This is a genomic window from Streptosporangium sp. NPDC049376, from assembly GCF_044466505.1.
Taxonomy (GTDB): Bacteria; Actinomycetota; Actinomycetes; order Streptosporangiales; family Streptosporangiaceae; genus Streptosporangium.
Map to the genome: position 1 here is coordinate 1 of NZ_JBITMT010000030.1, position 19,921 is coordinate 19,921.

The 19,921-nt window shown below is 70.0% G+C and carries 19 protein-coding genes and 1 pseudogene; 8 read left to right on the forward strand and 12 right to left on the reverse strand.

The window, feature by feature from the left end:
• Positions 1-109 precede the first annotated feature (109 nt).
• Positions 110-256: a hypothetical protein gene (locus ACIBVQ_RS37750; RefSeq protein WP_399183564.1), complete on the forward strand. Its 147-nt coding sequence runs from the start codon at positions 110-112 to the stop codon at positions 254-256.
• Positions 257-275: 19 nt separating this feature from the next.
• Here the strand turns inward: ACIBVQ_RS37750 and ACIBVQ_RS37755 are convergent, their stop codons facing one another.
• From ACIBVQ_RS37755 to ACIBVQ_RS37765, 3 genes are all read right to left on the reverse strand, one after another.
• Positions 276-497 carry a helix-turn-helix transcriptional regulator gene (locus ACIBVQ_RS37755; protein WP_352012309.1) on the reverse strand — a complete coding sequence of 74 codons (222 nt, stop codon included), beginning with the start codon at positions 495-497 and terminating at the stop codon, positions 276-278.
• Positions 497-982 (reverse strand): DUF2975 domain-containing protein, encoded by a 486-nt coding sequence (locus ACIBVQ_RS37760; protein WP_399183566.1) that lies wholly within the window; start codon positions 980-982, stop codon positions 497-499. The genes ACIBVQ_RS37755 and ACIBVQ_RS37760 overlap by 1 nt, the downstream gene beginning before the upstream one ends.
• A gap of 165 nt (positions 983-1,147) precedes the next feature.
• Positions 1,148-1,699, reverse strand: a complete 552-nt coding sequence (locus ACIBVQ_RS37765; protein WP_399183570.1) for an EF-hand domain-containing protein — start codon at positions 1,697-1,699, stop codon at positions 1,148-1,150.
• Between the two features lie 386 nt (positions 1,700-2,085).
• On the opposite strand from ACIBVQ_RS37765, the gene ACIBVQ_RS37770 reads away from it, so the two are divergent.
• Positions 2,086-2,298: a hypothetical protein gene (locus ACIBVQ_RS37770; protein ID WP_399183572.1), complete on the forward strand. Its 213-nt coding sequence runs from the start codon at positions 2,086-2,088 to the stop codon at positions 2,296-2,298.
• A gap of 561 nt (positions 2,299-2,859) precedes the next feature.
• Entirely contained in the window at positions 2,860-3,099 is a 240-nt protein-coding gene (locus tag ACIBVQ_RS37775; RefSeq protein ID WP_399183574.1) for a hypothetical protein, read from the forward strand.
• 342 nt (positions 3,100-3,441) lie between these two features.
• On the opposite strand, the gene ACIBVQ_RS37780 is transcribed toward ACIBVQ_RS37775, so the two are convergent.
• Positions 3,442-5,244 carry a hypothetical protein gene (locus ACIBVQ_RS37780; RefSeq protein ID WP_399183576.1) on the reverse strand — a complete coding sequence of 601 codons (1,803 nt, stop codon included), beginning with the start codon at positions 5,242-5,244 and terminating at the stop codon, positions 3,442-3,444.
• Positions 5,245-5,551: 307 nt separating this feature from the next.
• Here ACIBVQ_RS37780 and ACIBVQ_RS37785 point away from each other — a divergent pair, with 307 nt between their 5' ends.
• From ACIBVQ_RS37785 to ACIBVQ_RS37795, 3 genes are all read left to right on the forward strand, one after another.
• Positions 5,552-6,088 carry a hypothetical protein gene (locus tag ACIBVQ_RS37785; RefSeq protein ID WP_399183577.1) on the forward strand — a complete coding sequence of 179 codons (537 nt, stop codon included), beginning with the start codon at positions 5,552-5,554 and terminating at the stop codon, positions 6,086-6,088.
• Positions 6,089-6,385: 297 nt separating this feature from the next.
• Entirely contained in the window at positions 6,386-7,036 is a 651-nt protein-coding gene (locus tag ACIBVQ_RS37790) for a hypothetical protein (protein ID WP_399183579.1), read from the forward strand.
• Positions 7,037-7,160: 124 nt separating this feature from the next.
• Positions 7,161-7,970 (forward strand): STM4013/SEN3800 family hydrolase, encoded by an 810-nt coding sequence (locus tag ACIBVQ_RS37795; RefSeq protein WP_399183581.1) that lies wholly within the window; start codon positions 7,161-7,163, stop codon positions 7,968-7,970.
• Between the two features lie 196 nt (positions 7,971-8,166).
• On the opposite strand, the gene ACIBVQ_RS37800 is transcribed toward ACIBVQ_RS37795, so the two are convergent.
• From ACIBVQ_RS37800 to ACIBVQ_RS37810, 3 genes and pseudogenes are all read right to left on the reverse strand, one after another.
• Complete coding sequence (locus ACIBVQ_RS37800; RefSeq protein ID WP_399183583.1) at positions 8,167-9,261, reverse strand: PQQ-dependent sugar dehydrogenase; 1,095 nt, start codon at positions 9,259-9,261, stop codon at positions 8,167-8,169.
• Between the two features lie 72 nt (positions 9,262-9,333).
• Positions 9,334-9,513, reverse strand: a pseudogene (locus ACIBVQ_RS37805) (hypothetical protein); the annotation flags it as partial.
• 73 nt (positions 9,514-9,586) lie between these two features.
• Positions 9,587-10,834, reverse strand: a complete 1,248-nt coding sequence (locus ACIBVQ_RS37810; protein WP_399183585.1) for an MFS transporter — start codon at positions 10,832-10,834, stop codon at positions 9,587-9,589.
• Between the two features lie 193 nt (positions 10,835-11,027).
• Between ACIBVQ_RS37810 and ACIBVQ_RS37815 the strand changes: the two genes are divergently transcribed.
• Entirely contained in the window at positions 11,028-13,370 is a 2,343-nt protein-coding gene (locus tag ACIBVQ_RS37815) for an excinuclease ABC subunit UvrA (protein WP_399183587.1), read from the forward strand.
• Positions 13,371-13,574: 204 nt separating this feature from the next.
• Here ACIBVQ_RS37815 and ACIBVQ_RS37820 read toward each other — a convergent pair whose 3' ends face one another.
• Positions 13,575-14,267, reverse strand: coding sequence for a TetR/AcrR family transcriptional regulator (locus ACIBVQ_RS37820; protein ID WP_399183589.1), 693 nt, complete (start codon positions 14,265-14,267; stop codon positions 13,575-13,577).
• Between the two features lie 53 nt (positions 14,268-14,320).
• On the opposite strand from ACIBVQ_RS37820, the gene ACIBVQ_RS37825 reads away from it, so the two are divergent.
• Entirely contained in the window at positions 14,321-15,439 is a 1,119-nt protein-coding gene (locus tag ACIBVQ_RS37825) for an FAD-dependent oxidoreductase (protein WP_399183591.1), read from the forward strand.
• Positions 15,440-15,502: 63 nt separating this feature from the next.
• Here ACIBVQ_RS37825 and ACIBVQ_RS37830 read toward each other — a convergent pair whose 3' ends face one another.
• The 4 genes from ACIBVQ_RS37830 to ACIBVQ_RS37845 are packed head-to-tail and all read right to left on the reverse strand — an operon-like array spanning position 15,503 to position 19,918.
• Positions 15,503-16,123, reverse strand: a complete 621-nt coding sequence (locus ACIBVQ_RS37830; protein WP_352012290.1) for a response regulator transcription factor — start codon at positions 16,121-16,123, stop codon at positions 15,503-15,505.
• A complete protein-coding gene (locus tag ACIBVQ_RS37835) occupies positions 16,120-17,328 on the reverse strand; it encodes a sensor histidine kinase (RefSeq protein ID WP_399183593.1) in 1,209 nt (402 codons plus the stop codon). Before ACIBVQ_RS37835 ends, ACIBVQ_RS37830 begins: the two co-directional genes overlap by 4 nt.
• Positions 17,325-19,166 carry a hypothetical protein gene (locus ACIBVQ_RS37840; protein WP_399183595.1) on the reverse strand — a complete coding sequence of 614 codons (1,842 nt, stop codon included), beginning with the start codon at positions 19,164-19,166 and terminating at the stop codon, positions 17,325-17,327. The genes ACIBVQ_RS37835 and ACIBVQ_RS37840 overlap by 4 nt, the downstream gene beginning before the upstream one ends.
• Positions 19,151-19,918, reverse strand: coding sequence for an ABC transporter ATP-binding protein (locus tag ACIBVQ_RS37845; RefSeq protein ID WP_399183597.1), 768 nt, complete (start codon positions 19,916-19,918; stop codon positions 19,151-19,153). The genes ACIBVQ_RS37840 and ACIBVQ_RS37845 overlap by 16 nt, the downstream gene beginning before the upstream one ends.
• Positions 19,919-19,921 lie beyond the last annotated feature (3 nt).

Genomic DNA, 19,921 nt, shown 5'->3' on the forward strand with positions numbered 1-19,921 from the left:
CGCTTCGACAAGCTCGCCAGCCGCTACCTCGCAGGCGTCACCCTGGCATCCGTCATGCTCTGGCTCCGCCACTCCGAATTGTCAGACAGGCCTTAAGGGCATCCGCGATGTGTGGACCAGGCGGGTCGATGCGCGTTCGGGCCTTGGCGGCCAGGCCGCGCTCGGCGGGGAGAAGTTCGCCGCGGCGTACGCGAAGGGCTGGGAGCTGGACGCGAGGACGGCCGTGAGCGTGGCCGATCCGGCCTCGGGGGTATAGGGGCCACTCTGCGTGGGCGTCATCCGCCCGCGGCGTCCTCGGCCTCCCAGCGCAGCAGGTCACCCGGCTGGCACTTGAGGACCTCGCAGAGAGCGGCGAGCGTCGAGAAGCGCACCGCCTTGGCGCGGCCGTTCTTGAGCACCGCCAGGTTGGCGGGCGTGATCCCGACGCGGTCCGCGAGATCGCCCACGGACATCTTCCGCCTGGCCAGCATCACGTCGATGTCGACGATGATCGGCATCAGATCACCTCGTCCAGCTCGGCCCGCATCCGCGTCGCTTCGACGTCGCGCGCGACGGCCTGGGCGAGCAGCATCCGCAGTACGAGCACGATGAGCGCGACCCCCAGGATGCCCAGGCCGATCCCGCCCATGATGACGGTGACGCCCGGGTCGTCCCGCTGACCCGGCGCGTTGAGGGCCGTGACCGCGAACCACAGGAGGGCGGCCACAACGATCGCGCCGATCACGGCGTCCACGTACCGGAAGGCGGCGTGGGAGAACACGGTTCCGCGTCGCACCATCGTCACCAGCCGCCATACGCTGACCAGGGTGACCTGGCCCGACACCATGCCCAGGATCGTGATCAAGCGCAGCGGGGTCAGCGGGAGCGACCCGTCCTCCGGATCGGTGGCCAATGTCCACACCATCGATGCCTGTACGAACACGGTGCCGACGAACACCACCGCGAGCACGACGCGAAGCGCACGCACTGTCAGTTTTCCCATGACCCGTCCTTCCATCGAATTGCGATGGAAATCTATCGATTTTCGATACCTTGGGCAAGGGCTGGAGGTGGTGACTCCGCGCCGTCGCGGGAGTCCCGTTGGTGACGGCGCAGGATTTCCAGGCCGCGAAGGCAGGATGGCTTGAGCATGCCCTCCTGTGGCCGGTCAGCCGGACGGGAGAGGTGAGCCGAGCATCCAGTTGCCGGGCGCCTCGGTGTCGGTGCTGAGGTAGAACTCCTCGATGGCGGCGCGGAACTCCTCATGGGCGAGGGTGCCGCTGCCGTTGCGGTCGAGGCGCTGGAAGGCCGCGCCGGAGACGGCCGGGGTGATACCGAGGGCGTCGTACAGGCGGACGTACTCATCGGCGGTGAGCACGCCGCTTCCGTCGGTGTCCAGGGCGCGCATGAGGGCGTCGACGATGGGCATCACCAGGCGTTCGAGGGTCGCGGCGTCGGAGGCGACGTGGGAGCGCATGGCGGAGACGAACCGCTGGGGACCGATGCGGCCCTGAGCGTCCGGGGCACCGGCCTCGCCCAGGACGTCCCACCAGATCATGAACGCCGCGCGCAGCGCGCTCTTGTTGTTCTCGTCCGGGGCCACCGCGGCGAACACCTCACCGATCCGCTGGAAGTCATCGCGGGTGAGATGGCCGTCGCCGGTGCGGTCGAACCAGGTGAACAGGGAGGTGAACTTCTGCTCGGTGCTGTCGTGGACCATGGTGGCCTCCTTGGGCGGGAGCGGTCGGGTAGGGGGCTGGGGTGGGGGTACCGGTCGGGGCGAAGGTCGACGCTGTGGCGATGGGCGGCGACGTGTGCCGCGAAGGCATGGAACTCCAACCAGGATCCAGAACTACATAAAGCGACATATCAGATGCGAAGAGTAGTTGTTTGTGATCAGGGGCGCACTACCAAGCACGGTGACATTGACCTTTCGCCCTACTCCCCCAGGCCGGTCCTTCGAAAGTGGCGTTCGAAAGTGGCGACGGTCGAGTCGGCGATCCATCGCCGGGGCGGCGGGGTCCGCCTGCCTTGGACGACGGTGACGAGTGACACGATCTCAACGTCGGCACCCGTCTCATCCCGGCGGACAACTCGTATTCTTCGTTGGGTGTTGTGGTGTTCTCGCCGGATAATGCCTTTGTCCGCCAGGGGGAAAGCGAGCCGGAACTCGGCGGAAAGACGGGATGGTGGGAGTTCTGCTTGATGAAGGGGCCGAAGGGTTCGAAAAACGGCCTCTCCCGCGATGCCTATCGCTGCCGGGTGTGGGTCTTGGCCGAGGTCGTCGGGACCGGCTCTGGCGGCGTTGGACGTGCTTGACGGCCGACATGGGCGGATTCGGGAAGGGGTGGCCGGGGTCCGGTCGCCGAGGGTGGCGGGGTGGGGATGGCGCGGGTTCCGGTGGGTGCCCGGGGTGGTGTTCTGGCAGTTCAGGGGGCTTTCCGAATATTTCGGAAAGCTGCTGGATCTTGTCCGGTGGGGTGCGAGAAGTGAGACCGGGGTCGGCGTGGCGTTCAGGCCCCCGCCGCCTCGGATGCCCGTCTTGTCTTCCTGGGCGCGGCGTGGACCGTTCGAGGGATGTGCAGGGCCCCTGTACCGGCAGGAGCCCCTTTATTTATTTCCCCTCTTTTGTCCGGTTCTCCGATGCGGGAAGGTTTCGGCCGCGAATCGCGGTTTCGGAACGCTCGTACGGAATGGGTCGCGGCTATAAGTCGCATACGACCGAACGCTTCCGGAGAATTCCGAAGGACGGAAAGGTCAGGAAATCTAGACCGGTGACCGGGAAATGCGTAACTCTTACGACCACAGATCAAGGGCGGCCGGTAACCGCCCGACGAACACCGCAGCGGATTCCACGCCGCGCCCAGGAAAGAGGCTCACATGTCCGTCCGTACCCCGCGCCGGAAGTCGCCGGCGCCCGCTACGCGCCCCACCCCGGTGACCATGCCCTCCGGCCACCGGATCGTCGTCCTGATCGTGGTCGTCCTCGTCACGGCGGTACTGCGGGTGAGCGGCCAGCCGCTGCCCGAGAGCCTCCTGCTGGTGCTCGCGACGGGCGGTGCGGCCGCCCAGATCAGCGCGTGGCTGGCCGGCGGAACAGCCGGACGCGGGTGGTCGTGATGCCCGGGGCGGACGATGTCCCGGTCCGGTCACTGGTGGAGGAGGTGAAGGACGTCACCACACCCGAGCAGTTCGGGCAGCAGCTGAAAGGCTCAAGGAGGTCGACAGTCTGCGGCCTTCCTCAAGCAGTTCGCCGACCTTCTCGGCGACAAGAACCAGCGTAAGCAGTTCTACTTCTACACGCGGGGCAACTCCCTTCTCCAGGACGTGTGCGCACAGGAGATGTTCCTGCCGAAGTTCCTCCACGAGCTGCAGAACCGTGCCTGCCCGGACAAGCTCATCACGGCCATCACCGGCTCGGACGGCGCCGCGCAGCCCAGGGGCACTTCGGGAGGCGGGGAGTCAGGACGCCTGCGGGGAGGTGGGGCCCTCGTTGCCGATCCAGGTGACGTACCAGCCGTAGCGTTCGGCGTCGGCCGGGCTCAGCGGCCCGCCGTCGGTCCAGCGCACGTAGACGCGAAAGCCGGTGGGAGTGGCGTCGTAGATGCCGGTGGCACCGCTGAGCAGCCACTGCGATCCGCCGGTGCTGCTGATCGAGGCCACGTAGACCGGGGTGGCGGCGAACTCGGCGTCGCCGGTGTCCACCTGCAGGGTGATGGTCGTGTCGGTGTAGACCTGCCAGCCCTGGCCGGGCTCGGTGCGGCCGGAGACGGTGTGACCGCACGTCTCGGGGCAGGAAGGCGGGAACGGGGCGCAGCCTCCTCCGCAACCGCCGCCGTGACCACCGCCGTGACGGGGCGGGCAGGGCTGCGGCGGCAGCGCGCAGACGACGAGCGTGCTGGTGGTGACCGGGTGGTCGGGCGGGGTCTCGTTGGCGGTGGCCGCGGCGGTGTTGCGGATCGCGCCGGGCCTGGTCACCACGGCCTTGAGCTCCAGGCGCGCGCTGGCGTTCTCATCCAGTGTGCCGACGTTCCAGACACCGCTCGCCGGGTCGTAGCCGCCGGTGCCGGTGCCTCCGGTGGCGTGCGCGGACAGGTAGGTCAGGTGTCTGGGCAGTCTGTCGGTGACCTTCACGCCGGTGGCCTGGCCGGGGCCGTGGTTGGTGACGAACAGGTGGAAGGTCACGATCTCCCCCACACCGACCTGGGTGCGGTCGGCCGCCTTGGTCAGGCCGAGGTCGACAGGCCGCCGCACGGGGGTGGCGACCGCGTTGGAGACGGCGTCCCTGTGCTCGACGGGGTTCTCCAGGGTGTTGTCGTAGGTCGCCTTGGCCTGGTTCTCGATCAGGTGGCCGCCGGCCGTCCGCTCGATCCTCACCTGGAACCGGACGGTGGTGGAGACCGGCCTGCCGTCGGTGGAGGGGTCCAGCCGGCCGCCCGCGTCGGCGGTGGCGCCCTCGCCGAGGCGGAAGGCCACCGTGCGCGAGACCGGATCGTAGGAGGCGCGCTCGTCGCTGCCGGCGCCGGGGCCGTTCACGATGCGCGGTGAGCCGGGCACCAGGCTGGTGCCCGGCGGGACGGCGTCGGTCAGGACGAGGTTGTCGGCGGGCGAGCCGCCCTCGTTGACGGCGGTGACCTCGTAGGTGACGGTGTCGCCGATCTTCAGCTCGCCGTCGGGTGCGGCCTTCTTGGTCAGCACCACACACGGTGCGGTGCCGAAGACGATGTCGTCCAGGAAGTTGCCGACGCTGGGGCTGCCTCCGGCGGAGCGGATGGCGACGAACCCGAACCGGGTGTGGTCCTGACCCGCGGGGACGGTGTAGACGCCGCTGTGCGTGCCCCACGCGCCGGTGCCGTCCTCCAGGTTCTGGGGGTTGTTGTTGGGGACGAGCCGGGCGCCCTGCGCCGGGACCGGGCCGATGTGGACCTGCATGACGTCGTTGCCGCTGCGGCCGCGGTGGCGCAGCCTCCAGTACAACTTCTGGCCGGGTGTGGTGGGCAGGTCCTGGTACAGCATGGACGCCGAGTTGGCGTTCAGCTCGACGAACTGGGTTCCCTCCGCCGACGGGACACCGTAGGTGGAGGAGTTGGAGGGCCAGAACTCGATCTGGTTCCTGCTGTCGTTGGTCTGCCAGCCGGGTACCTGGCCGGCGTCGAGGAAGGTGACGTTGTCCCGGTTCGGTACCTGAGGCTGCTCGAAACCGCCGTTGGTCAGCACGACGCGTTTAGGGCATCCGCCGGGAGGGGGGTTCTGTGGCAAGGCCATGGGGATCCTTTCCTGCCGGTTGTCGCGGTACGGCCGAAGGGCCGACCGCACCCTACGGTTGCCATTTGTAATCGACCCATTACCGAACGTTAAGTTAGATTGCGATTACTCCCACGCCACCGTTACAGCACGGATGAAACCCCACTCTGAGGGCCAGGCACGCCTTTGAGCGGCACAAATGCGGTCGGACAACCACCGGCCACCGCGGCGTCCCGCGACTCCTGCACCGTGGTGGCGTCCCGGTTGGAGACGTGCCGCCGGGACAGCGCGGGTCAGACCCGGCCTCGTTGGTCTCACGGCCGAAGCCATGGACCGGCACCCCGACAAGGAGGACGCGACGGTGCCGCAGGGACGGTTCCACGGCCCGGCCGGCGGTGACCGAGCGCAAGGCACCGAGCCGGTGATCGCGGTCTATGATCCCCGCATGGCCGCACCGAGACTTCGAGCATCCGATGCGAGCGGGCGTGTGCTGGACGATCCAACCGACACCGAGGTGCACGACCTTTTCGCGGACCTGAACGCACGCTGGATGTTCGCGATCGTGGAAAGGCTGGATCGCGAGCCGGCGGGCCAGTTCTACTTCCAGGTTCACCTTGATTACGCGGGTGACCAGAACCCGGATGCCGACGAGGAGGCTGACGTCGACTATGACGTCGAATTCCGGGAGGGCGGTCCGGATGAGCATTACCGTGCCAGGGTTACCGGCCTGTACGGCTTCGCCGGGCTGGACCTCGTGCACAGGGCGTATCGCGCGTGGCGGACCGAAGACCCTGGGTTGAGGGATCTGCTGTCGTGGAAATCGCCGAAGTTCGAGAGCCGAGCTGATACGGCTCAGGGCTCCTGAGGCTACGGCGAACGGTGACCTGTCACCTCGACCGCGGCCAACACCGCCTTCACCAGGGGAAACACACCCTCGCAGCTTGAAACGCGGTGTCTCAGCGCGGGTTGCCCACCCGGTGGTCGACACCGCGACGCCCGGCCATGAAATGCGGTGGTTGTGTGCCGCTGCCCGGCCTAGGGTGCGGGCATGTCCTATGTGCTCCACGGTGTTGTCGGTGATTTCGACCATCTCCGCTCTTTGTCGGGCGATGTGCCGCGGGCTGTGGTGGCGCCTCTCCGGCAACGCCTGGGGCTGCTACCGGTGACTGACGAGATTTTCAACGAGCTGACCGACGCGCGACGGGAGAGCGGGCCGTTCATGCTCATGTCCCCGGGGTTCACCGAAAGGCTCAGGGGCTGGTCACACGGCGGCCGTATCGCTTATGTGGAAGCGGATTTCTGGGGCGGTAACGGCAGCCAGGCCGCTGCCCTGTGGGAGAACGGCCGGCAGAGCTGGGGCCCCGGGTACGCGTCGATCCGGGTCGGACCGCCACATGAGGACTGGCCGATCAACGCCGTGCTCGCCTGCCTCGGAGCGATCGGAGCAGGTGCGCTGGACCTGTTCGACACGGTCGGCTTTGGGTGGGAACGCGACATGGAAGGGTGGTGCCGGGCGGGCCTGGACGCCCTGGAGGCCGCCGACTACGACGTGTGGGAGGCCGCGTGCCGTGCCAAGGAAGAGGCCGACGCCCGCACCGCCGCCGAACGGGACAGGTACACCAGGCGTGACGACGCCCCCGTCGTCCTCGACGGCAGAACGGTGATGCGGACGCTCGGCATCCCGCCTTCCCCGATGGTGGGGGCCGCGATCCGGCATCTCCAGGAGGTCCACCTGGAACGTGGTTCCCTCACCCGCGACGAGGCCACCGCCGAGCTGCACCGCTGGGCCCAGAGCTTCCGAAGCACTCGATGAGTCGCGAACCGCCGGGGTATGACACGCGGTGAACGTGGTGGCACCGACGTTCGAGACGGAATCACCCGATTGGGGTCGCGCGTCCACGCTGGAGGACCGGGAGGCGGACGGGTAAGGAGACATCGTGATCAGTGGCCATGACGTGATCCCCAGTCACAACATCTTGTTCATCACGCTCGATTCGCTTCGCTTCGACACGGCGCGTTCCGTTCTTCATGCCGGTCGGAGCCCGAACCTGGCGCGGATCCTGCCGGGCGGTAACTGGGAAGAGCGCCGGACCCTCGGGACCTACACCTTCCCGGCGCACATGTCGTTCTTCGCGGGCTGGCTCCCCACTCCCGCACGCCCTGGCCGGCCTCCGCGGCTTCTGGCCTGCCGTTCCCCGAACGGCGCCACCATCGGTGAACGCACCTACGTCTTCGACGCGCCCGACATCGTCTCCGGCCTGGCCGGCCTCGGTTATCGCACCGTGTGCATCGGAGGCGTGGAGTTCTTCTCCCATCTGACACCACTGGGAAGTGTGCTTCCCGCGCTCTTCCATGAGAGTCACTGGCATCGCCGGATGAGCGCCGATGAGCCGGACTCCACCCGCCACCAGGTGGATGTCGCCCTGCGGATCCTGGACGGCCACCCCAAGGACCGGCGCCTGTTGCTGTTCCTCAACGTCTCCGCCACGCACATGCCCACGCACTTCTACCTGCCGGGGCAGTCACAGGACTCGTGGGAAAGCCAGTGCGCCGCGCTGGCCTACGCCGACGCCGAACTCGGGCGCCTGTTCGACGCGCTGCCGTCTCTCGGCCCCTGGCTCGGTCTCATCTGCGCCGATCATGGGGAGGCCTACGGCGAGGACGGCTGGACCGGCCACTCGATCTCCCACCCGACCGTGTGGGCCGTGCCGTACGCCGAGACCGTCATCCCCGCCGCGACACGCTGACGGAGCCGTCGCACGACGCCGCGGCCGGGAGATCCTTGCCGAACCGTCCGGCCGGACGTGAGCCGTCGTGGGGTCGCTCGCCGATGAGCACCACGGCGGGCGAAACGGACGGCACGCCACATGGGTGGGCGTCCGGCTCCTGCCCCATCCGCTGGACGGCGGGTGGAGGGCGGGTGGTGAACCAGCGGCGGGTGTGTCAGCTGCCGATCGCGACGCGGAGGATGCGATCGTCTCCCGGGCCGGGGGTGCCGCGGCCGTCGGTGTTGTTGGTCAGCACCCACAGCGACCCGTCGGGGGCGACGACGGCGTCACGGAGGCGCCCGTACCGGCCGACGAGGTGCTGGGTGGAGGTGGAGAGCCGGTCGAGCGGGATCTGCCGGAGGAGCCTGCCGCGCAGGTTGGCCAGGTAGATCGTCCCGTTCGTGACGGCCATGCCGCTGGGGCTCGCCTCGGCCGGTGGCCACTGCTGGACCGGGTCGGTGAAGCCGTCCCGGCCGGCGATGCCTTCGACTTCGGGCCAACCGTAGTTGCCGCCTGGCCGGATGACGTTGAGCTCGTCCCAGGTGTCCTGTCCGAACTCGCTGGCGTACAGGGCGCCGCCGCTGTCCCAGGCGATGCCCTGGGGGTTGCGGTGGCCGAAGCTGTAGACCAGGGAGCCCGCGAACGGGTTGTCCGGGGGAACCTTCCCCTCCGGCGTCATCCGCAGGATCTTGCCCGCGAGCGTGTTCTTGTCCTGGGCTGCGGGGCGGTCGCCGGCGTCCCCGACGGTGACGTACAGCATCCCGTCGGGTCCGAACGCGATCCGGCCGCCGTTGTGATAGCTCGCCGACGGCAACCTGTCGAGCACGGTGGAGGAGCGTCCGAGGCCGAGCCTGCCGGGGGTGCCGGTGAGCTCGAACCGCTCGATCCGGTTCCCGTCGTTCGCGGTGTAGTAGGCGTACAGGAAACCGTTGCGGACAGCGATGCCGAGGAGACCGCCTTCGCCCATCGGGGTGACCGCCTCGATGACGCCGACCTGACGGACGGCTCCCCGCTCGCCGATCTCGACGACGCGGGCGGTGTCCCGCTCGCTGACCAGGGCCGTCCGGCCGTGGAAGGCGATGGACCAGGGGGCGTCCAGGCCATCGGCGATCGTGGTGACCGGGGCGAGCGGGGTGGCGGACGCGGCCCGCGCGGAGGAGAGGGCGGCGCGTGCGGCACCCTGGTCCGGCGCGCACGCGGTCAGCGTGGCCGACGTGATCAAAGCGAGTGCGGGAGCGGCGAGCCGTAGGAGCAACGTTCTCGTGGTCATGAGCATGTCCGTCGAATCTGCGTCGGGAGCCGGGTGGGACGACAGGGAGGCGGGACTCACGTGGCCGGATGGTCAGCCGGCCAGGGCCACGGTGACGTCGCCGCCTTCGGGCTTGGTCAGCCGGCCGAGTGTGGCCCGGTAGGTGCCGGAGCGGCCGATGCCGCCCCAGGGCACGAAGTAGATGAGGTCGCCATATTCGGGATCCGATCCGAGAGAGCCGGTGGTTTCGAGCTTACGCCGCAGGTAGCCGGTCTTCTCTTGGCCCTACCGCGGGGTCGAGAAGCTCGACGGACCGGTCTCGACGGGCCACGAGTACGTCCGGGCCTCAGCGGTGACCCGATGAAGGACTTCCTGTACGGCGACGCCCGCGTAGCAGTCGGTCACCGAGCAGGATCGCGCAGGACCCGACGGTCAGCAGCCCGCCGGCGAGGAAGGTGCCCCGTACCTCGGCGAGCGGCAGGACCAGCGCCCCTATCGCGGCTCCCGCCGCGATGCCGGCGTTGTAGGCACCGGAGTTCGCCGCGAGAGCGATGTCCGTACGGCCCGGCGCGCAGTACAGCATCGCGTTCTGCGTGGTCATGAAAACCGGCCCGAGCGCACCGCCCATCAGCACCAGGAACACCACCGCCGCCACCTGATGGGCACCGAAGACGTACAGGCCGAGCATGCCCACCGCCTGCGTGGCCACGGCGGCGGCCAGCGCGGACTGCGGAAAACGGTCCAGAAACGTCCCGGTGATGCTCACCCCGGCCAGACACGCGACACCGAAACCTACGAGCAGGACGCTGACCGTGCTCGGGGAGAACCCGCTCACGTCTCCCAGGAAGGTCACGATGTAGGTGTATCCCGTGAACGCGCCGGTGGCGGACAAGGCCCCGGCCGTCAGCACCGTCCCGAACCGCCGTGCGTCGGGACCGGTGCCGTAGGCGGCGGGTTCCTCTTCCGGGCGCGAGGTCGGTAGCAGCACGGCGATCGTGACCAGGGAGACAAGCCCCAGCGCCGCCAGCAGGGCGATGGGCACCTGCCAACCGCTCTGCTGGCCCAGACGGGTCCCAGCGGGAACACCGAGCACGAGGGCGAGCGAACCGGCGACGGACAGTGCCCCGACCACACGCCCCCGGACCCCGGGCGCGAACAGGCCAACCGCGACCGGCCCCATCACGGCCCAGAACAGCGCCTGGGCGAGCGCGGTCAGCAGCCGTGCCACGAGGAGCTGCCAATAGGAGGTGGCCAGCGCCGCGACGAGGCTGGACACCACGAGCGCGGCCAGCAACCCCGTGAGCACGTGGCGTCGGGGCACTGCCCGCACGACGTGGGCGATCGGCACCGACGCGATGGCCACCATCGCGCCGTAACCGGTGACCAGGAGGCCGACCGCGGACAGGGACACCCGTAGATCGTCGGAGATGAGCTCCAGGAGACCGACCGGCAGGTTCTCCGCGGTGTTGAAAGTGAGGGCGGCCAGCATCAGAGCCCCGAGCACCGCAAGCCTGCGCCATGGAGCCGGTTGTCGCGTGGCGGTCCCGCCTTTTCCCGCTCTCGCCCATCGTGCCTGCTCGGTGACACCGTCCATGCGGCTACCCCACCAAGCCCATCGGTCCCGCCGCAACCGGGATTCATCCGCGGAAGGCGCTGCCGCGCCGTCAGACGCAACACCAGCGCGTGCCCGGCGAGTAACCGGCCGGGATCTTCGGGAAGGAGGATGACGGGCCTCCTGCTGGGCATGCCCATTCGAAGGGTTCGGTACCGGGAGGACGGAAGGACGCATGCGAAACGGCTCTGGCAGGGGAAACGGCGGTCGCGGCCGGTGGATCGTCGTCGAGAAGGCCGCGACGCACAACCTGCGTGAGGTGTGCGTGGAGATCCCCAAGGAGGCGCTGACGGTCTTCACGGGCGTGTCGGGCTCCGGAAAGTCGTCGCTGGCCCTGGACACGGTCGCGGCCGAGGCGCAGCGGCTGGTCAACGACTCCTACCCGTCTTTCGTGCGCAACCGGCTGCCGCACACCGCCCAGCCGGACGTGCAGCGGATCGACGGCCTGACCTTCACCGTCCTGATCGACCAGCGCCGCTTCACCGGGAACGCGCGTTCCACGGTGGCGACGGCGACCGACATCGCCCCGCTGCTGCGGTTGATCTTCTCGCGGGTCGGCGAGCCGTCTGCGGGATACTCGCCCGCCTACTCCTTCAACGACCCGAGCGGGATGTGCCCGGACTGCGAGGGGCTCGGCGTGGTCCAGGACGTCGACCTCGACGCGCTGCTCGACCTGGACAGCTCCATCGACCAGGGGCCGGTACGGTTCCCCGCCTTCCGGCCGGGCACCTACCGGTGGAAGCGTTTCGCCTACAGCGGCCTCTTCGACAGGTCCAAGCCGCTGCGGGACTACACGGAACAGGAGATGCGGGACTTCCTGTTCGCCGACCAGATGAAGCTGCCCGCCCCTGATCCGCGTTTCCCCAAGACGGCGAGGTTCGACGGCGTCGTGACGCGGATGCGCGACGTCTACATCCGCAACCCGCCCCGGTCGAAGTCGAAGGAGACCGAGGAGGCGATACACCGGGTGATCACCACCCGGACGTGTCCCCTGTGCGGGGGCGCGCGCCTGAACCAGGCCGCCCTGGCGAGCCTGGTCGACGGGCGTTCCATCGCGGACTGGACGGCACTGCCGGTGGACCGGCTCCACGACCTCCTCGCCGACCTGAGCGACCACCGGGTCGCCCCCGCCCTGTCGGAGGCCCGCAGGCGGCTGGAGGCGCTGCGGTCGGTCGGGCTCGGCTACCTCACCCTGGACAGGGTCTCCTCGACGCTGTCGGGCGGGGAGGCGCAGCGGGTCAAGATCATCCGTTATCTCGGCAGTCCGCTGAGCTCGGTGACCTACGTCTTCGACGAGCCGAGCAGTGGTCTGCACCCGCACGACGTCCGGCGGCTGACCGAGCTTCTTCTCCGGCTTCGTGACGCTGCGAACACGGTACTGGTGGTCGAACACCATCCGCAGGTCATCGCGCTCGCCGACCACGTCGTCGACCTCGGGCCGGGAGCAGGGCGCCAGGGCGGCCGGATCCTGTTCGAGGGGACGGCCACCGATCTGCTGCGCGCCGACACACCGACCGCGCGGGCCCTGCGCGAACCGCTGACGCCGCGCGCCACGACCCGCCCCGCCCACGGGCACGTCATGATCCGGGACGCGCGCGCCCACAACCTCCAGGGCTTCGACGTCGGTATTCCGCTGCGGCTGCTCACCACCGTCACCGGCGTGGCCGGATCGGGAAAGAGTTCCCTGGTCACGGGTGAACTGCCCAGACAGCACCAGGACTTCGTCGTGGTCGGGCAGGAGCCTCTGCAGGGTGGCGGGCGGTCAACGCCGCTGAGCCAGCTCGGCCTGGCCGAACGGGTCCGCAGGATCTTCGCCGCCGAGTCCGGGCTCGCTCCCGCGTGGTACAGCTTCAACTCCAAGGGCGCCTGCCCGGTGTGCCGGGGCCGTGGGTTCATCACCACCGAGCTGGCCTTCCTCGACGACGTCTTCACCCCCTGCGACGTCTGTGAGGGGTCGCGGTTCAATCCCCGTGCCCTGGCCACACGTGTCAACGGGGCGACCATCGCCGACGTCCTCGCCTCGCCTCCCGCCACGCTCATCGAACTGTTCGCCGGACACGCCGACATCGTCGCCAGGCTCGGGTGGATGGACCGTGTCGGCCTGGGCTACCTCACCGTCGGGCAGCCCATGGACACCATGTCCGGCGGGGAGAAACAGCGGCTGCTGCTCGCCAAGCACCTTGGAGACGTCGGCCGGGGACGCGGCCAGCGCATCGTCCTGGACGAGCCGACGACCGGGCTGCACGGCACCGATGTGGACCGGCTGCTCGTCCTCTTCGACGAACTGGTCGACGACGGCGCCACACTCGTCGTCGTCGAGCACGACCTGCGGGTCGTCGCCCACGCGGACCACGTCATCGACATCGGTCCTGGCGCCGGTGACGCGGGTGGTCGTGTGGTCTTCCAGGGGACTCCGGCCGATCTGGCGGCCGATCCCGGCTCGTTCACCGGCCAGGCCCTCGCGCAGGCGTTCCGCCCTCCGGCTCCCCTCGGGCGGCGGGTGGCCGCCACGCGGTGATCTGCCGGACGTACCGGTGAAGCGCTTCGCCGTACGGTTCCAGGAGACAGAGGGAGGCGGCCCCGGTTCCGTGGACGGGACCGGGGCCGCCTCCCTCTGGCCGATGGATCGTCATGCCGCAGGCCCTGCCGGTGACCGGCGGGACCGAGGAGCGGACCGCTTTCCCCAGGACCGCCGGCTCCTGCCCTGGAGAGGCCCCGGGGGTCACATCGGCGGCTGGGCGAGTTTGGCGGCCACGGCGTCGAGAACCCAGTCAAGGCCGGTGGAGAAGGACGTCTCGGCGTCCACCTCCGTGCCGTCGTACACGATCTTGGTCAGCATCGGGAAGCGGCCCGTGTCCAGCATCCTGCGCACATGCGGGCCGTAGGCGCGCTGCCAGTCCTGGTCGGACAGGCCCGTGGCGCGTTCGGCCCGCAGGTTCGCGATCTCGCGTCTGATCGCACCGGTGACGTAGGCGTTGACGGTCTCCGCGGCGCGCATGACGGTGCCGAGGTCGGCGAGGCCGTCGAGAGCGGACAGGGCGGCCTCACCCACGGCGAAGCCGTTGGGGCCCAGGGTCGGACGGCCGCCGAGCAGGTCGGCCAGCCATTCGTGGCGGAGGGCGGCCTGCCTGGTGCGGTGGGCGTGGCCGCGCAGCGCCTCCCGCCAGTCACCGGGCCGCCCGTCGGGGAGGATCTCGGCGTAGACCTCGTCCACCATGAGGTCGAACAACTCCTCCTTGGTGGAGATGTAGCCGTACAGCCGCATCGGGCCGACGTCCAGCCGGGCGGCGACCTTGCGCAGCGACATCGCCTCCAGTCCGCCCTCGTCGGCCAGCGCGATGGCGGCGGCGACGATCCGCGCCCGGTCGAGCGGCACAGGGCGAGCCGACGGCTCCGGACGGTCCCACACAGTCATGGCTACATCGTACTGTCGCGATACGATGTAAGGGTGAAATACAGTGTATCGACATGAGACATCGTATCGCCGTTGTCGGGGCCGGGCCCGCCGGGCTCACCTTCGCCCGCGTCCTGTACCGCCACGGTCACCCCGTCACCGTCCTCGAACGCGATCCCTCCCCCGGCGCCCGTCCTCCGGGCGGCACACTGGACCTGCACAAGGGGCTGGGCCAGCTCGCCCTGAGCAAGGCGGGGCTGCTGGCGGAGTTCCAGGCGCTGTCCCGTCCCGAGGGGCAGGCCATGCGCATCCTGGACACGGACGGGACCGTCCTGCGCGGCTGGCGGCCAGGCCCGGACGACCGGGCCAATCCCGAGATCGACCGCGGGCAGCTCCGTGACCTGCTGCTCGGCCCCCTCGACGTTCGGTGGGGGCGAGGCGTGACAGAGGTGGTGCCGGGGACCCCGGGCGGGACACTGGTCCGTTTCGCGGACGGGCGGCAGGAGACGTTCGACCTCGTGGTCGGCGCGGACGGTGCCTGGTCCCGGGTCCGCCCCGCGGTCTCCCCCGCCACGCCGCACTACACCGGCGTCACCGCGATCGAGACCTCCCTGGACGACGTCGACACCCGCCACCCCGACCTCGCCCGGCTGGTCGGAGACGGTTCCGTGGCCGTGTACGGCGTGAACCGCTCCCTCGTCGCCCAGCGCAACGGCGGCGGCCACGTCAAGGTCTACGTCCAGACCCGCGCACCGCTGGACTGGCACACGAACCTGGATCCGGCCGACGTCGAAGCGGTGCGATCAACCCTGCTGGCCCTGTTCGACGGCTGGACCGCCCCCGTTCTCGACCTCCTTCGCCACGGCACCGCCTTCATCCCCCGCCCCCTCCACGTCCTGCCCGTGTCCCACACCTGGGACCACGTCCCCGGGGTGACGCTTCTGGGCGATGCCGCCCACCTGATGCCCCCCTTGGGGGCGGGTGCGAACCTCGCGATGCTGGAAGGCGCCGAGCTCGCCGAGTCCGTGGCCGCCGCCTCCGGAGATCTGGACGAGGTCGTCCGTGCCTTCGAGGAGCAGATGTGGGAGCGGGCCGGCAGGTGGGCGGAGATCACGACGGCCGGGCTGGAACGTCTCGTGAGCCAGGACCCCACCCAGGCACTTGCCCTCTTCGACGAGGTCCAGCCGTCTTGAAGCCTTCGCCGTGGGCCCGGAACAGGCCCGTTGGCAAGGACTGCTCCGCCAGCCGCTGGCCGGCTAGCTGAGCAGACCCCGCCGGTAGCCCTCACCGACGGCGGCGGCGCGGTCGCGGACGCCGAGTTTGTCGTAGATGTGCAGCAGGTGCGTCTTGATGCTGGCTTCGCTGATGAAGAGCCTGGCAGCCGCCTGGCGGTTGGAGGCGCCGTCGGCGACGAGGGCGAGGACCTGGAGCTCGCGGTCGGTGAGAGCGGCCTTGACCGGTTTGCGTACCTGGCCCATCAGGCGTCCGGTGACGGAGGGAGACAGGACCGGCTCACCGGCGGCCGCGGCGCGGACGGCGCGCAGGAGTTCGTCGGTGGGGGCGTCCTTGAGAAGGTAGCCGGTGGCGCCGGCTGCGATGGCGGGCAGGACGTCGGAGTCGGCGTCGAAGGTGGTCAGGACGAGGGTCTTGATGTGGGGATGGGAGCGGCGCAGGGCGGCGATGGCGGTGACGCCGTCCATTTCGGGCATGCGCAGGTCCATGAGGACGATGTCGACCTCAAGCGCGGCGGCACGCTCCACACCTTCGCGGCCGTTTGCGGCTTCACCGGCGACGTGGATGTCGGGCTCGGCTTCGAAGGCGGCCCGCAGGCCGTCACGGACGATGGGGTGGTCGTCGACGATGAGGAGGCGGATCACCGGGGGGTTCCTTGGAGTGCGGGGACGGTGGCGCTGACGGCGGTGCCCTCGCCGGGCGTGCTCTCGATTTCGAGGGAGCCGCCGACGCCGCGCAGACGTTGCCGCATGCTGCTGAGGCCGAATCCTCTGCCGCCGGAGTCGCGGATGCCGGTGCCGTCATCGCGGATGTCGAGCAGGACGACGGCGCCGGCGTAGGAGAGGGTCAGGCCGGCGCGGGTGGCGCCCGCGTGCTTGGCGACGTTGGCGAGGGCCTCCTGGGCGACGCGGAAGAGGGTGACCTCGATGGCGGGGCTGAGCGGGATACGGTCGCCTGTGACCTCGACGTGCAGGTCGACGCCGGTGGACCGCGCCCAGTTACGCGCCAGGGTGGTCATCGCCTCGGGCAGGTGGGCGTCGTCGAGTTGGTGGGGCTGGAGGGCGGCGACGGAACGGCGGGCCTCGGTGAGGCTCTCGCGGGCCAGGTCGAGGGCGAGCGCGACGTGGGGTTCCGCGTCCTCGACGCGCTGGGCGGCGCGCAGCTGGGTGATGATGCCGGTCAGGCCCTGGGCGAGGGTGTCGTGGATCTCGCGGGCCATGCGCTGGCGTTCGTCGAGGATGCCCGCCTCATGGGCCTGGGCGAGGAGTTGGGCGTGCAGGTCGGCGTTCTCCTCCAGGGCGGTCTGCAGGTCGCTGACCGCCTTCCGGTATGCGCGCTGGCGGTCCTCGATCTTGATTCCGGCGATGGAGCCGCCGCCGATGGCGACGGTCTGCACGACGATGATCGCCAGGTAGAAGGCGACGAGCTGGATGGTGGCCTGCGACCAGTCGAGCGTCGAGCCGTACAGGACGAAGGAGGTGGCCGCGACGGCGGCGAAGGTCCACTTGGAGGGGGCGAGGTGGGCGGCCAGGAAGAAGCCGGATGTGCAGTAGATGATGAAGATGGGGTCGTGGAAGGCCAGCAGTGCCGCGGTGGCCAGGACACCGAGGAAGTGCGCGGTGACCGCCACCCGTCGCCCGCGCACGGCGGCGGGCAGGAGGGTGCGGGAGCCGAGGATCCAGGCCAGGGCCAGGGCGGTGAGCGCGAGGGTGCGCAGGACCCCGCCCGGGGGCTGTGCAGGGGAGGCCAGGCTGATGACCAGGGAGGTGGCGAGGGTGAGGTAAGGGACGATCTCGACGATGCGCTCGAAGCGCCGTTCCCAGACGGAAGGCGGGAAGGGATCGTTCATCCGGGGCCTACCCTCCCCTTCCGCCTGGTAGTCGACGTGGACGAGCTTAGACGCATCGGGATGAGGATGGCGTAACCGTACAGCAGCAGCCCAATCGCGATCATGAAGATGATGGTCGGCCACTGCCAGATCGGCGGGAGGTACAGGGCCAGGAACCAGACGCGCTCCTCGACACCCAGGATCTTCATGACCAGGGGGGCCAGGCCCTGCGGGAACAGGGGAAGCCAGGCGATGAGGTAGCTGATCGTGACGCCGATGCGGTGGTGGATGGGAAGGTCGGCGGTGGTGGGCTTGGCGGGTTCGGGGGGCGGGCCGTACTTCATGAGGTTGAGCAGTTCGATCCCGTGGCTCTCCAGTCTGCGGTAGGCGATCCTGCCCAGACCCCAGGCGCTGAGGACTCCTGTCAGCACGCCGGTGGCGACGCCGGCCCAGGGGTTGAGGAGGATGACACCGGCCGTGGGCAGGGCGGTGGCGGGGACCGCGAGGAGCACGAGCCAGGCGAGGCTGGTCTCGGCGGTCTCGTCGGCGCCGGTGCTGAGCGGGTTGCCGCCGCGCTTGTGCGGGTCGGTGCCGGGGACGAGCGAGGTGACGGCGAGCAGGACGATGACCCCGGCGCCGCCGCCGAGCAGGGCGGGCAGCAGTCCCAGGACCCACGGCCAGGCCCAGGTCAGGCCGCTGACGAGGGTGCCTGCCAGGGAGAGAACGAGCGCGGCCGGGCCGACGATGACCAACCAGGCCAGCTGGCGGCCGCGGACGTCGGCGCGTTCGGCTCCGGGGGTCATGAGGGTGAGCCACAGGGCGGTGCCGTCGGAGCCGTACAGGTTGGCCGAGGTGGCGGCTCCCATCACGATCGCGACGAGACCCGTGAACGGGACCATGACCCAGGCGCCGATGGTCACGAGCAGCAGGGGCGTGACGACGGCGTAGGACAGGGCGGTGGCCAGGAGCTGGATGCGGACCAGGTCACGCCACCAGGCGCGCAGCTCCTTCGCGGCCGCGATCCGGGCGCCGGTCGCCATGGGAAGCGGACGCGGGGTGCCCCGGCGGGGTGGCACTCCGCCCCGCGCGGCCGAGACGACGCGGCGCGCGAGCAGGTCGGACCAGGCGGTCAGGAGGAGGGCGATCACGGCGGCGTCGGTCGCGAGGATGGCCAGGGCGAGAGGCCAGGGGGCCTCGACGGCGGCCACGCCCCATCCCGACGGCAGGGCGCGGACGAAGAGCCGCGACCACGCGGCGGTGTCGGCGCCGCCCAGTGCCGCCACCAGGGCCCAGCCGTTGCTGCACAGGGCGACGGCGGTTCCGGTCACCACGCCGACCGCTGCCGCGGTGACGCGGGATCTGACGAACAGGCCGATCAGGGCCACGATCACACGGGAGATCATCACCATCGTGACGAGCGTGACGACCGCCGCCGCGAGGCCGATGAGCACACCTGCCGGGCCGAAGCGCCAGCCGTACACCGGCAGCGACATCAGGGCGACGAGGTTGACCGCCGGTGCGGGGCCGGCGAAGGCTCCGGCGAGCAGCGCCGTCGCGATCCGGTCCGGCGGGGCCGGGAGCATGGAGAAGTACTCGGGGCGCAGGGCCTCACTGCCACCCCCGATGAAGATGGGGCCGAAGATCCAGCCGGACAGCCAGACCGCCAGCACGACCGGCAGGTGGACGGGCCACAGGACGGCGACGGCGATCGTCCCGAAGGCCAGGATCAGCCCGAGCGAGACGCCGGTGTAGAGGTTGGAGGCGTTGTCGCCGCGGAGGGAGTTGCGCATGATCGCCAGCCGCATGCGGATCATGTGCCGTGCCGACGCGGCCGGGCCGGGGGTCAGGAGGTGAGCCACGTCAGCCCCTCCGTCCCTCCGGTGCGGGCGCCCACGAGATCGACGAAGGCGTCCTCCAGGGTTCCGGCGCCGCGGACGTCGGCCAGCGGCCCGGCGGCTACGACGCGGCCGTCGGAGATGACTCCCACGTGGTCGCAGAGCTGCTCGACGAGGGCCATGACGTGGCTGGAGATGATCACCGAGCCGCCGCTGTCCGCGAACCTGCGCAGGATGGCCCTGATCGTGGCCGCGGAGACGGGGTCGACGGCCTCGAAGGGCTCGTCCAGGACGAGCAGGCGGGGCGCGTGCAGGAGGGAGACGGCCAGGCCGATCTTCTTGCGCATGCCGGTGGAGTACTCGATGACCAGGGTCCGCTCGGCGGAGTCGAGTTCGAGGACCTGGAGGAGTTCGTCGGTGCGCTCGGCGACGACGGCGGGCGGCAGGCCGCGCAGCAGGCCGAGGTAGGTGAGGACTTCGCGGCCGGTGAGCCGTTCCGGCATGGCGTTGCCGTCGGGCAGCACGCCGATCAGTCCCTTGGCCCGGACGGTGTCACGCCAGACGTCGACGCCGAAGATCTCGGCGCTGCCGGAGTCGGGGCGGAGCAGGCCGACGGCCATGGCCAGGGTGGTGGTCTTGCCCGCTCCGTTGGGGCCGACCAGGCCGTAGAAGGATCCGGCGGGGACGGTGAGGTGGATGTCGTCGACGGCCAGGTGGCCACCGAAGGCTTTGCGGAGTCCGGTGGTGCGGAGGGCGGCATCCCGGTTCGTTGGCATGCC

What these genes read in the sequence shown, in the direction of transcription:
- ACIBVQ_RS37810 (WP_399183585.1), bottom strand. Translation starts at nt 10,834, where the DNA reads ATGGACGGTGTCACCGAGCAGGCACGATGGGCGAGAGCGGGAAAAGGC.
- ACIBVQ_RS37815 (WP_399183587.1), top strand. Translation starts at nt 11,028, where the DNA reads ATGCGAAACGGCTCTGGCAGGGGAAACGGCGGTCGCGGCCGGTGGATC.
- ACIBVQ_RS37760 (WP_399183566.1), bottom strand. Translation starts at nt 982, where the DNA reads ATGGGAAAACTGACAGTGCGTGCGCTTCGCGTCGTGCTCGCGGTGGTG.
- ACIBVQ_RS37775 (WP_399183574.1), top strand. Translation starts at nt 2,860, where the DNA reads ATGTCCGTCCGTACCCCGCGCCGGAAGTCGCCGGCGCCCGCTACGCGC.
- ACIBVQ_RS37845 (WP_399183597.1), bottom strand. Translation starts at nt 19,918, where the DNA reads ATGCCAACGAACCGGGATGCCGCCCTCCGCACCACCGGACTCCGCAAA.
- ACIBVQ_RS37765 (WP_399183570.1), bottom strand. Translation starts at nt 1,699, where the DNA reads ATGGTCCACGACAGCACCGAGCAGAAGTTCACCTCCCTGTTCACCTGG.
- ACIBVQ_RS37820 (WP_399183589.1), bottom strand. Translation starts at nt 14,267, where the DNA reads ATGACTGTGTGGGACCGTCCGGAGCCGTCGGCTCGCCCTGTGCCGCTC.
- ACIBVQ_RS37780 (WP_399183576.1), bottom strand. Translation starts at nt 5,244, where the DNA reads ATGGCCTTGCCACAGAACCCCCCTCCCGGCGGATGCCCTAAACGCGTC.
- ACIBVQ_RS37825 (WP_399183591.1), top strand. Translation starts at nt 14,321, where the DNA reads ATGAGACATCGTATCGCCGTTGTCGGGGCCGGGCCCGCCGGGCTCACC.
- ACIBVQ_RS37785 (WP_399183577.1), top strand. Translation starts at nt 5,552, where the DNA reads ATGGACCGGCACCCCGACAAGGAGGACGCGACGGTGCCGCAGGGACGG.
- ACIBVQ_RS37755 (WP_352012309.1), bottom strand. Translation starts at nt 497, where the DNA reads ATGCCGATCATCGTCGACATCGACGTGATGCTGGCCAGGCGGAAGATG.
- ACIBVQ_RS37835 (WP_399183593.1), bottom strand. Translation starts at nt 17,328, where the DNA reads ATGAACGATCCCTTCCCGCCTTCCGTCTGGGAACGGCGCTTCGAGCGC.
- ACIBVQ_RS37800 (WP_399183583.1), bottom strand. Translation starts at nt 9,261, where the DNA reads ATGACCACGAGAACGTTGCTCCTACGGCTCGCCGCTCCCGCACTCGCT.